At 62.9% G+C, this 13,907-nt stretch carries 13 protein-coding genes and 1 pseudogene; 4 read left to right on the top strand and 10 right to left on the bottom strand.

Annotation, left to right across the window (positions count from 1 at the left end):
- Nucleotides 1–124: 124 nt before the first annotated feature.
- The 5 genes from ACZYHG_RS04410 to ACZYHG_RS04390 all read right to left on the bottom strand — a co-directional run bounded on the left by ACZYHG_RS04410 (nucleotide 125) and on the right by ACZYHG_RS04390 (nucleotide 4,061).
- Nucleotides 125–436, bottom strand: coding sequence for an HPr family phosphocarrier protein (locus tag ACZYHG_RS04410; RefSeq protein WP_464612707.1), 312 nt, complete (start codon nucleotides 434–436; stop codon nucleotides 125–127).
- Nucleotides 433–834: a PTS sugar transporter subunit IIA gene (locus ACZYHG_RS04405; protein WP_027032585.1), complete on the bottom strand. Its 402-nt coding sequence runs from the start codon at nucleotides 832–834 to the stop codon at nucleotides 433–435. Before ACZYHG_RS04405 ends, ACZYHG_RS04410 begins: the two co-directional genes overlap by 4 nt.
- Before the next feature lie 164 nt (nucleotides 835–998).
- Nucleotides 999–1,460: an HPr kinase/phosphorylase gene (locus ACZYHG_RS04400; RefSeq protein ID WP_464612706.1), complete on the bottom strand. Its 462-nt coding sequence runs from the start codon at nucleotides 1,458–1,460 to the stop codon at nucleotides 999–1,001.
- Between the two features lie 30 nt (nucleotides 1,461–1,490).
- A complete protein-coding gene (locus tag ACZYHG_RS04395) occupies nucleotides 1,491–3,275 on the bottom strand; it encodes a stimulus-sensing domain-containing protein (protein ID WP_464612705.1) in 1,785 nt (594 codons plus the stop codon).
- Nucleotides 3,276–3,359: 84 nt separating this feature from the next.
- A complete protein-coding gene (locus ACZYHG_RS04390) occupies nucleotides 3,360–4,061 on the bottom strand; it encodes a response regulator transcription factor (protein WP_013528337.1) in 702 nt (233 codons plus the stop codon).
- A 343-nt stretch (nucleotides 4,062–4,404) separates the two neighbouring features.
- On the opposite strand from ACZYHG_RS04390, the gene ACZYHG_RS04385 reads away from it, so the two are divergent.
- Together ACZYHG_RS04385 and arfB are read left to right on the top strand one after the other, a co-directional pair.
- Complete coding sequence (locus ACZYHG_RS04385; RefSeq protein WP_464612704.1) at nucleotides 4,405–6,015, top strand: phosphoenolpyruvate carboxykinase; 1,611 nt, start codon at nucleotides 4,405–4,407, stop codon at nucleotides 6,013–6,015.
- 80 nt (nucleotides 6,016–6,095) lie between these two features.
- Nucleotides 6,096–6,533, top strand: a complete 438-nt coding sequence (arfB, locus tag ACZYHG_RS04380; protein ID WP_464612703.1) for an alternative ribosome rescue aminoacyl-tRNA hydrolase ArfB — start codon at nucleotides 6,096–6,098, stop codon at nucleotides 6,531–6,533.
- A 76-nt stretch (nucleotides 6,534–6,609) separates the two neighbouring features.
- Here the strand turns inward: arfB and ACZYHG_RS04375 are convergent.
- Nucleotides 6,610–8,762: pseudogene (locus tag ACZYHG_RS04375) on the bottom strand (TonB-dependent siderophore receptor).
- A gap of 110 nt (nucleotides 8,763–8,872) precedes the next feature.
- Nucleotides 8,873–9,049, bottom strand: coding sequence for a hypothetical protein (locus tag ACZYHG_RS04370; protein WP_464612702.1), 177 nt, complete (start codon nucleotides 9,047–9,049; stop codon nucleotides 8,873–8,875).
- A 3-nt stretch (nucleotides 9,050–9,052) separates the two neighbouring features.
- Here ACZYHG_RS04370 and ACZYHG_RS04365 point away from each other — a divergent pair, with 3 nt between their 5' ends.
- Together ACZYHG_RS04365 and ACZYHG_RS04360 are read left to right on the top strand one after the other, a co-directional pair.
- Nucleotides 9,053–9,682: an alpha-ketoglutarate-dependent dioxygenase AlkB family protein gene (locus ACZYHG_RS04365; protein ID WP_464612701.1), complete on the top strand. Its 630-nt coding sequence runs from the start codon at nucleotides 9,053–9,055 to the stop codon at nucleotides 9,680–9,682.
- A 56-nt stretch (nucleotides 9,683–9,738) separates the two neighbouring features.
- Nucleotides 9,739–10,959, top strand: coding sequence for a glycosyltransferase family 87 protein (locus ACZYHG_RS04360; protein WP_464612700.1), 1,221 nt, complete (start codon nucleotides 9,739–9,741; stop codon nucleotides 10,957–10,959).
- Between the two features lie 19 nt (nucleotides 10,960–10,978).
- Here the strand turns inward: ACZYHG_RS04360 and ACZYHG_RS04355 are convergent, their stop codons facing one another.
- From ACZYHG_RS04355 to ACZYHG_RS04345, 3 genes are read right to left on the bottom strand one after another with little or no spacing between them, the layout of a single operon-like run.
- Nucleotides 10,979–12,448 (bottom strand): nucleotidyltransferase family protein, encoded by a 1,470-nt coding sequence (locus ACZYHG_RS04355; protein ID WP_464612699.1) that lies wholly within the window; start codon nucleotides 12,446–12,448, stop codon nucleotides 10,979–10,981.
- A complete protein-coding gene (locus tag ACZYHG_RS04350) occupies nucleotides 12,448–13,125 on the bottom strand; it encodes a glycosyltransferase family 2 protein (RefSeq protein WP_464612698.1) in 678 nt (225 codons plus the stop codon). Before ACZYHG_RS04350 ends, ACZYHG_RS04355 begins: the two co-directional genes overlap by 1 nt.
- Nucleotides 13,125–13,859 carry a glycosyltransferase family 2 protein gene (locus ACZYHG_RS04345; protein WP_464614618.1) on the bottom strand — a complete coding sequence of 245 codons (735 nt, stop codon included), beginning with the start codon at nucleotides 13,857–13,859 and terminating at the stop codon, nucleotides 13,125–13,127. Before ACZYHG_RS04345 ends, ACZYHG_RS04350 begins: the two co-directional genes overlap by 1 nt.
- Nucleotides 13,860–13,907: the final 48 nt, after the last annotated feature.

Here is a 13,907-nt window from a genome sequence, read left to right as displayed (position 1 = left end):
CATGCTTGGGCGGTCTAATGCATGTCGCCCAAAAGTGACCTCGGTTTTGGGATAACGACATGCATAAAAACAAAACCAAAAGCGCGTCGCATGAATCCGTTTCGACGCGATGAGCTTTAGGAGATCAGCATTCCTCGCCGAAGCGGGAGGCGACAAGCTGCTCCAGCGCGTCCATGACCTCGAGCGCCTCCGGTCCGCTGGCGGTGACGCGGATCGAGTAGCCCGGGCTTGCGGCCAGCATCATCAGGCCCATGATCGACGTGCCGCCGACCTTGACGCCGTCCTTCTCGACATGCACCGCGGCATCGAAGCCGCTGGCGAGCTGGACGAATTTCGCCGAGGCGCGTGCATGCAGGCCGCGCTGGTTGACGATCGGAAACTCCCTGGTGATCTGATCTTTGGCGATCTGGTCCTTTTCCGGGGATAGCGCGCTCATTTGCTGCTCAGAAGCTGGCTGGCGACGTTGATGTATTTGCGGCCGGCGGCCTGCGCCTCGTCAAGCGCGGCCGCCATGTTGTCGCCCTTGCGGATCGAGGACAGCTTGATCAGCATCGGCAGGTTCATGCCGGCGATAACCTCGGTGCGGCCGGACTCCATCACCGAGATGGCGAGATTCGACGGCGTGCCGCCGAACATGTCGGTCAGCACGATGACGCCAGTCCCCGTATCGACACGGGCCACGGCGTCGACGATGTCGCGGCGACGCTGCTCCATATCGTCATCGGCACCGATCGCCACGGTTTCGAAATTGTCTTGTGGCCCGACGACATGTTCGACGGCATGTCGGAACTCGGTGGCCAGTTGACCGTGCGTTACAAGCACGAGTCCGATCATTCTTTGGTGGCTCCCGTCATCGCCGCTTCACAGGCGTATTTTATGCTCGCCAACCATTCCAGGCGGCGGGAGCGCTATCTTGTCGACGCGCGGCCCGTTGACAAGCCCAAAATTGCGCCGGCCCATGCCATTTTGACGCATTGCAGCAAAAAATCCGGGGCGGATCATAGAAAAGGCGGGATCGACAGCCGCGCCATCACGGCCGGCAAGGCAGCCTGGACATTGCGCTCGGCCAGATCGATCCTTGGCACCGCGCAGCCGGCAATGTCGTCGCTGGTGTCCTCCTGGAAGCGTGCGATTTCACCGGCCGGCAGCAGGCGCACATGCAGGTCGATGACGCAGGCCGCTTCGAACGGCAGCTTCCGTGGCCCGAGCCCCCGCACTTCGGCGAGACCTTCTATCGTGGCGGGAGCGCGGCACACCAGGCGCCCGGCATGCGCCGCGACGAAAAGCTGATCGTCGCCGACCAGCCGCGAAAACAATCCGCGCTGGCGTCCATGGTCGATGAGCGTCAGCGCGAGCGTCGTCTTGCCTGAACCGGATGCGCCGCTGACGAGAATGCCACGCTCGCCGATGAGGATCGCCGTTGCATGAATGTTTTCAGCCTGCACGATCGGGCCGGTCATCTCTGGGGATCGTGTGTGGCGAAGCCGGCCTCATGCTTCGGCCGGCAGCGTCACGACGAAGCGCGCGCCCTTGATCTCGCCGAGCTTGGTGCCCGGAATGTTTTCGGCGGTCAGCGTGCCGCCATGGGCCTCGACGATCTGCCTGGATATGGACAGGCCAAGGCCCGAATTCTGGCCGAACGCCTCGCCGGCCGGCCGGTCGGTGTAGAAGCGTTCGAAGATGCGGTCGATGTTGTCGGCGCGGATGCCGGGGCCATTGTCGTCGACGGTCAGGATGTTGAACTTGCCGGCGCGCGCCAGAGACAGGCTGATGTGGCCATGGTCGTCGGGAACGAAGGAACGGGCATTCTCGATCAAATTGGTGACGACCTGGCCGATGCGCAGGTCATGGCCGACGACGACATAGCCTTTGACGCCCTGCGGCAGCTTGGCGACCTTAAGTTCGATCTCGACCGCCTTCTTGTTGCGCGTGGCCTCACGCGACACGGCGACAAGGTCGGTGATGAATTTCTTCAGGTCGACCGTGCCTGCATCCTCCCGCGCGAGCTCGGCGTCGAGCCGGGAGGCGTCGGAGATGTCGGTGATGAGGCGGTCCAGCCGTTTGACGTCGTGCTGGATAATCTCCATCAGCCGGCTGCGCGAATTGTCGTTCTTGGCCAGCGGCAGGGTTTCCACCGCGCTGCGCAGCGAGGTCAGCGGGTTCTTCAATTCATGGGAAACATCGGCGGCGAAGCTTTCGATCGCCTCGATGCGGGCGTAGAGCGCGTTGGTCATGTCGCGCACGGCGATCGACAGATTGCCGATCTCGTCCTGGCGGTCGGAAAAGTCGGGGATTTCCTCACGGCTCTTGACGCCGCGCCTGACCCGGACCGCCGCGGCGGAGAGCCGGCGCAGCGGGTTGGCGATGGTCGAGGCCAGAAGCATCGACAGGATGGCGGTGACGAGGGCCGCGATGCCAAAGACGCGCAGGATCGCCTTGCGCTCGGCGGCAACGATCTTGTCGATGTCACCGCCTTCCGTCGACAGCATCAGCACGCCGAGGACGGCGCGGAAGCGCTGGATCGGCACCGCCACCGAAACGATCTGCTCGCCCTGTTCCGAGACGCGCACGATGGTCGACGGGCTGCCTGTCAGTGCCTTGACCACTTCCGGGAAGGCCGCGCCGTTACCGCCTGGCTGCTCGTGATAGACCGGCAGGTCGGTGTTGCGGAAGAAGTCGAAGATGAACTTCTGCACGCGCTCGATAAGGTCGGGCTCTTCCTCGTCGACCGGCGGCAGATCATAGCGCAGGATCTGGCCGCGCGAATAGAGGTGGCGGGAATCGAGCAGCAGGTTGGCGTCGCGGTCATAGATGCGGGCTCGCGTGCGCGTCGGCGAGATCAGTCGCCGCAGCACCGGTGCGACACGCTCGGGATTGATCGGAAAATCGAGATTGTCGAGCTGGTCCGAGCCTGGTCCCAAGCTCTCGCCGGCCTGCAGCTCAAGCAGCTTCTCCGGGTCGATGCTGATCGAATCGGTTTCGACCGTTGCCGAAGCCGCGATCGCGCCGGCGATGATCTCGCCCTGCGTCATCAGGCTTTCGACGCGGGCGTCGATCAGCCCGTCGCGGAAGGTGTTGAGATAGAGGATGCCGGTGACCAGGACGGCCAGACCAGCGAGGTTGAGGAAGAGGATGCGCCGCGTCAGGCTGGAAAAGATGTGGTGGCCGAGGAAGCGGCGCATCGGCACCGTGATTTTCGACACGAAGGACGGCATGATGCGCGACGGCCGCCTGGCGGCGCCCGTCGGTCGTGTTCGCTGTGCTTCCACTGCCATCGAATAGCAGCTCCCGCCTAATCCGTGGTTTGACGCATGTCGCGGCCCCAGACCCGGGACCGCTTATGGGCGACATACATCAAATTACGCTTCGCGGAACCGATATCCGACTCCGTAAAGGGTTTCGATCATCTCGAAGTCGTCGTCGACAGCCTTGAACTTCTTGCGCAACCGCTTGATGTGGCTGTCGATCGTGCGGTCATCGACATAGACCTGCTCATCATAGGCCGAATCCATCAACGCATCACGGCTTTTTACGACACCGGGGCGCTGCGCCAGCGAATGCAGGATCAGGAATTCGGTGACGGTGAGCGTCACCGGCTCGCCCTTCCAGGTGCAGGTGTGGCGCTCCTGGTCCATGACAAGCTGGCCGCGCTCGAGCGAACGGGCCTGTTGGCTGGGCGTCTTGGCGGCTGCCTCACGGGCACTGGCCCGGCGCAGCACCGCGCGCACCCGCTCGACCAGCAGGCGCTGCGAGAATGGTTTGCGGATGAAATCGTCGGCGCCCATCTTGAGGCCGAACAATTCATCGATCTCGTCGTCCTTGGAGGTCAGGAAGATCACCGGCAGGTCGGACTTCTGGCGCATCCGGCGCAAAAGCTCCATGCCGTCCATGCGCGGCATCTTGATGTCGAGAATGGCAAGATTCGGCGGACGTGCCGCCAGGCCTTCCAGCGCGGACGCACCATCCGTGTAGGTCTCGACGCGATACCCCTCGGATTCCAGGGCTATCGACACAGACGTCAGAATGTTGCGGTCGTCATCGACAAGCGCGATTGTTGCCATTTCAAGCGGCTCCCTCATGAGCTGTCCCTTCTTTCGTAGAGAAGGGGCTTTTGCAGGACAAATTAGGTACAAAATGTGGCATAGGCCTTGTCCGCTGTCACGCGCGGGGTGCCGCCGGCCACAATTCAACCTCGACATGGATTGGACGAACGAACATCGCCAATCCTTTGGGCAACCGTGAAACTTTTCGCATATATAAACGATTTAAACAACTTTCAAAATATTTAAATCGATTAATGATTTGATATCATTTGGCTTTTCTGGTTCTGACCATGTCAGCCTGCGTAGTGGGCGTGCCGGAAACGCGCCGGCAAAGATGCGGAAAATCGAAGAAGGGACACCAATGTCGGAAGTCGGCAAACGCAATCCTGCTTGCCCGATCGATCGTATCGGCCTGAAAACCACCGGTGTGGTGCGCTACAATTTCGGCGCGGCCGCCCTTTACGAGGAGGCGATCCGGTGTGGCGAAGCCCGACTGACCGCGCATGGCGCGCTGGTGGCCGAGACCGGCCAGCATACAGGCCGCTCGCCCAAGGACAAGTTCGTCGTCCGCGACGGTGCCACCGAGCCACATGTCTGGTGGGACAACAACAAGGCGATTTCGCCGGCCCAGTTCGAGACGCTGTTCGCCGATTTTCTTGCCCACGCCGTGGACAAGGATCTCTACGTGCAGGACCTGGTCGGCGGCGCCGATGCGGAACTGAAGCTGCCCACGCGCGTAATCACCGAATTTGCCTGGCACTCACTGTTCATCCGCAACCTGCTCATCCGCCCCGACCAGGCTGAACTCGAGCAGTTCGTGGCTGAGATGACGATCATCGACCTGCCGTCCTTCCGCGCCGATCCGGCCCGCCACGGCAGCCGCACCGAGACGGTGATCGCCGTCGATCTCACCCGCAAGATCGTGCTGATCGGCGGCACCTCCTATGCCGGCGAGATGAAGAAGTCGGTGTTCACCATGCTCAACTATCTCCTGCCGGAAAAGGGCGTGATGCCGATGCATTGCTCGGCCAATGAGGGGCCGGCAGGTGACGCCGCCATCTTCTTCGGCCTTTCCGGAACCGGCAAGACGACGCTGTCGGCCGATCCGTCGCGCACGCTGATCGGCGATGACGAGCATGGTTGGGGCCCGCACGGCATCTTCAATTTCGAGGGTGGCTGCTACGCCAAGACGATCAAGCTGTCGGCGGAAGCCGAGCCGGAAATCTTTGCCACCACGCAGCGTTTCGGCACGGTGTTGGAAAATGTCGTGCTCGACGCAGATGGCGTACCGGATTTCAACGACGGAAGGCTGACCGAAAACACACGCTGCGCCTACCCACTCGACTTCATCCCCAATGCCTCGAAGACCGGGCGCGCCAGTCATCCCAGGAACATCATCATGCTGACGGCCGATGCCTTCGGCGTGATGCCGCCGATCGCGCGGCTGACCCCGGCGCAGGCGATGTATCATTTCCTGTCCGGCTACACGGCCAAGGTTGCCGGAACCGAAAAGGGCGTCACCGAGCCCGAGGCGACGTTCTCGACCTGCTTCGGCGCGCCATTCATGCCGCGCCACCCGTCGGAGTACGGCAATCTGCTGCGCGAACTCATCGCACTGCATGGCGCCGATTGCTGGCTGGTCAACACCGGCTGGACCGGCGGCGCCTACGGCATCGGCAAGCGCATGCCGATCAAGGCGACACGCGCCTTGCTTGCCGCCGCCCTCGACGGCTCGTTGAAGACAGGCGCCTTCCGCCGCGACGCCAATTTCGGCTTCGAAGTGCCTGTGGCCGTGCCTGGCGTCGACAGCGCCATTCTCGACCCGCGCTCGACCTGGGCCGACAAGGCAGCCTATGACCGCCAGGCGGCACGGCTGGTCGGCATGTTCGCGGTCAATTTCGAGAAGTTCGAGCCGCATGTCGATGCAACCGTCATGGGTGCGGCGCCCCGCATGCAGGAAGCGGCGGAGTAGCAGTCAAACCGCTCGGCACCAGTGAAGGCCCGATTTCGATCGGGCCTTTTCTTTTGATGCCGCCGCGCCATGACTGCGCCATGCCCATCGACGACGACATCATCATTTCAGGCGAGGCCGTGATCCACCCGGGCGACCTGCACGAGGATTTCATCCGCTCGTCGGGTCCCGGCGGCCAGAACGTCAACAAGGTGGCGACCGCGGTGCAGCTGCGCTTCGACGCGGCCAACGCGGCCGGCCTGTCGGAACGTGTTCGCGAGCGCACGATCAAGCTTGCCGGCCAGCGCGCCACCAAGGACGGCGTCATCGTCATCGAGGCCGGGCGCTTTCGCACCCAGGAACAGAACCGGGCCGACGCCCGGGCAAGACTGACAGCACTCGTCGCCAAGGCCGCGGAGCCACCACCACCGCCGCGCAAGAAGACCCGGCCGACGAAAGGTGCGGTGGAGCGGCGACTGAAGAGCAAGGCCGGACGCGGCACGATCAAGAAGCTGCGCGGCCGGGTGGACAACGATTAAGCGCCACACTTGGCGCGTGTGTGTAAAGCGACTTCCCATTTCGCGCCGCGCATCCGAAAGGACGGCGCTTTCGATTTTACCAGCTGTGTTTCAGCGAGGCCGTGATGTTGCGGCCCTGGCCCATGTAGCAATAGCCGCTGTTGCATACCGTCGCGCGCTCATCGGCGATGTTGCGGACGGCGAAGGCGGCGGAAACACCTTCATACTTCTTGTCGATGGCGCCGAAATCATAGGATGCCGAGGCATCGAGATAGACCGCGGCGTCATTCTTGGCGGTGTTTGACGTGTCGGTATAGGTGGCGCTCTGCAGCCGCACGCCGGCGCCGACCGAAAGGCCTGGCACGGCACTGCCCTCATCGAACTTGTAGTTGGCCCAGAGGCTCGCGACATGCGCGGGCGTGACGGCCGGAACCTTGCCGATCTCCGTTGTGTCGAAAGCGTCTGTGATCTCGGCATGGTTGTAATTGTAGGCCGCGATCACATCCAGTCCGTGCAAAATGCCGGCGCGCGCCTCGAGTTCAAAGCCGTTGCTGGTGACTTCGCCCAGCGCGCGGTAGGTGCCCGTGTTGGCGTTGACGACGACGGGCTTGTTCTTCTCAACGAGATGATAGGCGACCGCCGACAGGAGGATGTCGGTTCCCGGCGGCTGATATTTGATGCCCAGTTCGAACTGCTGACCCTTGGTCGGCTGAAGGATGTCGCCTGACTCGGACCGGTTCGTGACCGGCTCGAACGAGGTCGCATAACTCGCGAAAGGTGCAACGCCATTGTCGAACAGATAGAGGGCGCCGGCCTGTACGCTGAACGCGTTCTTGTTCAAGCCTTCGGAACTGCCGTCACCGTACGCACGCGTCTGCTCGACCCAGGTCTGGCGTCCGCCAAGTGTGAAGCGCCATCTGTCCAGTTCGACCTGATCCAGTGCGTAGATGCCGGTCTGGCCCAGATCCGCGTCGGACGTCGTGATATTGTAATGCGGCGTCGGGCCGGAAACGCCGTAAGTCGGATTGGCGATGTCGAAATCATAGGCAGGGTTGGTCGGCCCCGCCCCATAGCCGAAGGACGAGGTCAGGTTCGTATAGTCGAGGCCGATAAGCACTGTATGGGCCAACGCCCCGGTGTCGAACCTGGCCTCGACCTGGTTGTCGGCCTGGAGCACATTCATTTCGTCGCGGATCGAATTCGCATAACGATGCGCGACTGTACCCGTCCAACTGGCGACCGCGAGATAGCGCGACCTCAAATCCAGATGTGAATATCGAACATTCTGGCGCACCGTGATGCCGTCGCCGAAATCGTGCTCGAACTTGTAGCCGATCTGCTGCTGCCGGATCTTCTGGTAATCATAGTCCGGATCGCTCTCGCGCAGAACGTGGATCTTTCCCGACGGGTCGGTGATCACGCCGACATTAGAATCGGTCTCGTCGGCCTGAGCCAGCCCGTAGATGGTGAAGGAGGTCGCGGCATCGGGATTCCAGGTCAGCGACGGCTGCAGGAAATAGCGGTCGTCGGCGATGTCGAAATTGGTGTCGCCGTTTCGCGCCAGGCCGACGATCCGGTAGAGGAACTCGTCGCTGCCTTCCTTGACCGGGCCGCCGAAATCGAAGGCCGCCTGTGCCCTGTCCTTCGTGCCATAGAGCAACTCGACTTCGCGGATCCTGTCCTCGGTCGGCAGCTTGGGCACCTTGTTGACGATGCCGGCCGGCGTTCCCGCGCCGTAAAGCACCGACACCGGTCCCTTGATGAGCTCGACGCGTTCGAGCGAATAGGGGTCGGTGCGGAACGTGCCATAATTGATGTAGGGCTGGCGCAGGCCGTCCTTGTAGTCGCCGAGCGTGGTGGCGTCGTAGCCCCTGATATAGATCTGGTCGAAGCGCGGATCGAAGCCATAGGCGCCGGTGCTGACGCCCGCCGAATAGCGCACCGCCTCGATGATGTCCTGCGCGCCGCGTTCCGCGATCTCCTTACGTGTCACTACCGAGACGGAGCGCGGCGTTTCGATGAGCGGCGTATCCGTCTTGGTCGCACCGGCGCTGCGCTTGGCGGCCACCGTCTTGTCGTCATCCCGGAATTGTCCCGACCGGCCTTGCCGTCAACCCTGATCGGTTCGAGCGTGCCATCTTGTGTCCGGGTGCCGGTTTGCTGCGCAAGTGCTGGATGAGCGCCTAGCAGTGTCGCCAGACACGTTGTGGCGAGAAATCCCCGGCCCCAGACCCTGCCACACCTGACCATGTGAAACCTCTCATGAAACGTCACGTCGATATGCCTCGCTCTTTCCCATTCGCCGCCGGCGGCCTCTCTCTCTCGCCGACATCCAATTTGTTGATTTAAACGCTCAAGTTCTAAACTTGACTATGAAATTCATATTTATCCGTCAACCGCCTTTCGCGAAGCCGGGGCGCGAATTCACCGCCCATCTCGGCATTTGCAATTGCGGTGACATCGGTGACGGCTTTCGGGTCGCCGTTTTCTTTCGATGGTGGCATCTTGCGGGTCCGAACCATCTCAAGGTGCGCCAATCCATGCTCGTTCTGCCCAAGGGCGTCCGCCACATGCCGGCCTATCTCTCCCGCCCTGTTCAGGAGGCACTGGTCGAGGCGGTCAGAGGCATCGTCCAGCGGGCGCCGCTGTTCGTGCCGGCCATGCCGCGCACCGGCAAGGAGATGAGCGTGCGCATGACCAATTGCGGCCCGCTCGGCTGGGTCACCGACAAGGAACGGGGTTATCGCTACCAGGCGACGCATCCGCTGACTGGAGAGCCATGGCCGCCAATTCCCGACGGCCTGCTCGATCTGTGGCGGCAGGTATCGGGCTATCCAAATCCGCCGCAGGCCTGCCTGATCAATTTCTACACGGCCGAAGCAAAGATGGGCCTGCACCAGGACCGCGACGAGGCTGATCTCTCGGCACCCGTCGTCTCCGTCTCGCTGGGGGACGATTGCCTGTTCAGGGTCGGCCAGGCCACGCGCGAAGGCGGCACCAAATCATTCCGGCTGAAGAGCGGCGACGTAGTCGTGCTCGGCGGCGAGGGCCGTCTCGCCTTCCACGGCGTCGACCGCATCTATCCGTCGACCTCGGCCCTGCTCAAGAACGGCGGCAGGATCAATCTGACTCTGCGGCGGGTGACCAGACCGGACGACGGCTCCGCATAAGCCGATCTTAACGCGCATCGCTTATCAAGGCTGCCAGGGTCTTGGAAAACTGCGCGATGACACCGGTCAATCAAACTGCCCGCACCCAATCCGATTTGCGTTTCGCGGCACTTGTGCTGTGCACCGGAATTCTGATCGGGCTGCGCTACCACCTTGCCCTGTGGACCTTCGATGAACACGGCTTCTCCGAGCTCAGCGACCGGTTGCCTTATTGGGACTTCACCAATCTGTGGGCAGGCGGGCGCATGGCGCTCGACGGCCATGTGACCTGGCTGTTCGACGTCGACATTTATCGCGCGGCCTTGCGGCGGATGTTTTCGCCCGATCTTCCCAATCAGGAATGGAGCTACCCGCCCAGCATCCTCATCTTCGGCGCGCCGCTTGCGCTGCTGCCGATTTTCTCGGCCTATTTTATCTGGACCTTCGGCACCGTCTTCTGCCTGTGGCTGGCGGTGCGGCCGTTGAAAATGGGCATGCTTGCGCAAGCGGCCATCCTTGTGTGCCCGGCCGTCTTCATCAACGCTATCTTCGGTCAGAACGGCGCCTTGACCACCGCCTTCCTCATCGGTGGACTGGTCGTAGCACCTAGGCGGCCGATCCTGGCCGGGCTGCTGTTCGGGTTGCTGACGGTCAAGCCGCATCTGGGTATTCTGGTCCCGTTCTGCCTGCTGGCCAGCGGCAATTGGCGCGCCATCGTTGCCGCCGCTTTGTCATCGGCGGCGCTGTTCATCCTGACGGGCGCCTCGCTCGGCTTCGACGTCTGGCACCTGTTCTGGACCGAAACCCGCCCCCTGATGACGGCAATACTGGAGGCACCCTATCCGCAGCCTTACCAGGCCAACGCCGCAACCATGTTCTTCCTGGCGCGCGCAAGCGGGGCGGGGCTGACGGTCGCCTATGCAATGCAGGCCATTGCGACGATCGCGGCCATCGCCGCCGCCATCTGGGCGTGGCTGCCCTGGCGGCAGGTCCAGCATGGCGAAAGAGTGGTTCTCACCGCCGTGCTGGCAACCGTTGCGACGCCTTATGGCTACAGCTACGACACGGTGGGTCTTGCCGTTGCCGTCGCATATCTGTTTTTGACGCGCGCCAACATACCTCGGCTCTTCCTGGCGCTGGTCTGGCTCTACCCGGCCATCGCTCATTTGGTGAACGGCGTCGGGCTTGGCATCGGTGTCCTGGTGCCGTTGTCGCTGTCGGTATGGATGCTTGCCGAGATCAGGGCCCGCGAACGCAGGGACGTTGTTTTGGGCGCAGCCGATAGCCAGGCATCTTAGCCCCGGAGCCGCGTGGTTCTCAGCGCAGCGGCGAAAATGCCGCAGAGATCAGTTGGAAGGGCAGCGCGCCATAGGTCGCGACCGCCGCAGCATCGTCCCATTGCCGGAATTGCCGGGAAGGTCGCGCCTCCAGCGTCAAGGCATGCCTTTGCCCATCAAGCGTCACCTTGCCGCGAAAATGCAGCACCCGTTCCTTGCCGGACCGGCTGATGGCCATGGCGCGCAGGCGCGCGACATGGTGGTCATCGGCATTGATCTCCATCTCGATGCGGCGCCGGACCGGTGGAACACTGATCCTGACCGTGATGTCCAGCATCATCTCTCCCGCCGTTGGCGGGCAGGGTATGGCTTGGGAGAGCACCGATGGCGATGGTGCTTCCAGCGGTTCGCGGCGGGCTGGCCTGCCGCGCCATGCTTTGGCTGACGGCTCCTGCCGCAGCCGGCCGCTCTTGCGCCGCAGCCGCAACTGCTTGGCAAGGCCGCGCGACAACCAGACCAGCCTGCCGAAATCGGTCCGTGGCTTGGCCTGCAGCACGGCCGACCACCGCGAAAGGCCGGTGCGGTCGGCCATATCAAGCACGCGCGCCAGCACCCGGTCCGGCACCGCCACGCCTGTTTCAAGCGTGAGGTAAGAGAGCGCCACCGCCGAGGCAACGGCAAGGCCGCGCCTGGCGACAACATCGAGGAACACATCCCAGTCGACATCGCCGCCGCGGATGGCCACGGCGCAATCGACCAGCCAGTCGCTATGCGTGTGGGCGTCGAGCCCGCCATGCGCGATGGCAAGCGCGATGCGGTCGGCGGGCGACGGCACCAGCACGCCGACGCCGCTGAACTCGGCGCTATCAGCCCGTTGCCATATGGCCAGGTCGTCTTCCTCGCTGCGCTGCGAACCGTCATAGGCGAGCTGGTGCAGGTCGATGTCGCCAAGATTGCCCTTGAAGAAATTCATCGAGCGCAGTGAAGCCAGTCTTGTCCTCAGATATTGCGGGCTGACCCCGGTGGCGATTTGCCAGTCGCCGTCGCGCAGCACGTCAAAAGCCGTTTGCATGTCCTGCGGCCGCACCAATATGTCGATGTCATGCGCCACCCGGCCGCGCTGTGCCGAGGCGTTCAACGCAATGCGGCTGGCGCCCTTGATCAGCATCACCTGGCATCCCGCATCGGCCATCGCCTTCAGCGCCGGTTCTGCTTCCCGCATCGCCATGCGCGATTTGGTCCACAGCATCTTCTGCAGGCCGACGAGACGCGGATAGGCGGAATGGCCGGCCAACTTCCTGCCGAACCGGTCGGAGATCGCGGCCAGCAGCCGGTGCTCGCGAAACGAGACGAGATCGATATCGTTTTCGTCCAGCCAGCGGCCGGCGCTAGCGGCTGCGGCTTCCTCGTCTGGAAGAAGTGCGGCCTTGAGCAACTGGTCGAGCCCGCCCGTCGGCCAGGACCAGCCATAATCCGGGAAGCGGCGGGTGACGCGGCGGATATCAGCCATCAGCCCGAGCCGGCCTTGTTCTGCGCCCGCCGCAGCATGGCGAGGCGCGCCACCTGGAGATAGCCGCGGTCGCGTGCCGCATCGCGTCCATAGGACAGGCTGCCCGGCCGGATGCGGCGCAGCGCCAAAGCCTCCTCCAGCATGTCGAGAGCAAGGCCTGCCTCGCGCGCCCGGGCGATCCAGTCGATCATTTCGCCACGGCCGCCCGGTGGATCGACGATTGGTCCAACGGTCTCGGCGACCGCACGGCGGATCATCATGGTGGTGCGTGACCAGCCGGGCACGGAAGTAGCCTCAGGCGCGTCGGGCTGGTCGTTGCGGAAATTGCGCCAATGACAGAAAACCCCCGCTGTCGCGGGAGATTTTTCGAGATGCGCGAGCTGTCTTTCGATCTTGTTCGGCAGCCAGAGGTCGTCCGCGTCGAGCGTCGCAATGAGCGGCGTCGACAGCGCGGCGATGCCTCGGGTCGTGGCGCTGCCAGGTCCGGCATTCTCCTGCCGCAACAAGTGTAGCGGCAGGTCCGTATCGCTGACCGCCGACGCGAGATCGTCGGTCGAACCATCATCGACGATCACCACCAGTTCCGGTCGAACCGTCTGGGCGGCGACCGATCGCAGCGTCTCGGCAATGGTGCTGCTGGCGTTGAAAGCCGGGATGACGATGCCGTATCCACTCATCAAATGAACTGCCAGTCAGCGAGATCCTTGAGTTCGAAGATGCCTTCGATCCGCCGCAAGGTCGGATCTGCCTTGCGGCGGGTCATCGACTTGTAGATGGCGCGCATGAATTCACGGGACTGGACCTCGGTTTGTCGAGTCATGTTACCGGGATGGCGTCTGTAATAGAGGGCCACGGTCTCGGGCATAACGTATCTTGGCCCGCTTTCAAAAGTGCGCAGCAGGTAGTCCGTGTCCTCTGCCTGATTGAAGGCTTCATCGAAGACACCGATACGCTCGACAAGCCGGCGCGTGAAGATCGCCGCCGACAAATGGATGCCGCGGACCGTGATGCTGCGGCTGTCAGCGGCAGGCTCCAGGCGCTCGTCGTCGATCTTGTCGACCAGCATCATCCTTGAATAGGTGAGATCCAGCTCGGGATCGTCACGGAAGAGTTGGATATCGGCCGCAAAGCGCCCAACCGGGGAAATATCGTCCGAATCCAGAAAGGAGACCAGTCCCGTTTCTGGCCCAAGCAGTCTCAACCCTGTGTTGCGTGCCCGGGTCACTCCCATGTTGGGTTGTTGAAACAGGCGGATGCAGGGGTTCTCACGCATTATCGAGCGCACCGCCTCGGCCGATCCGTCGGTCGAGCCGTCATCGATGACGATGATATCGAGATCGGCGGCGTCGCGCTGCCTGAGCAGCGAGCGCAGGGCCGGGCCGACAAGGCCCTCACGGTTGTGGACAGGCATGATCACGCTCAGCCTCCACGACCGTTCCAGATCTGCTGGATCTGATCC

The organism is Mesorhizobium subarcticum (assembly GCF_055456085.1).
Note: the sequence above shows the minus strand (reverse complement) of the source record. Positions and strands in the feature narration are given on the sequence as shown.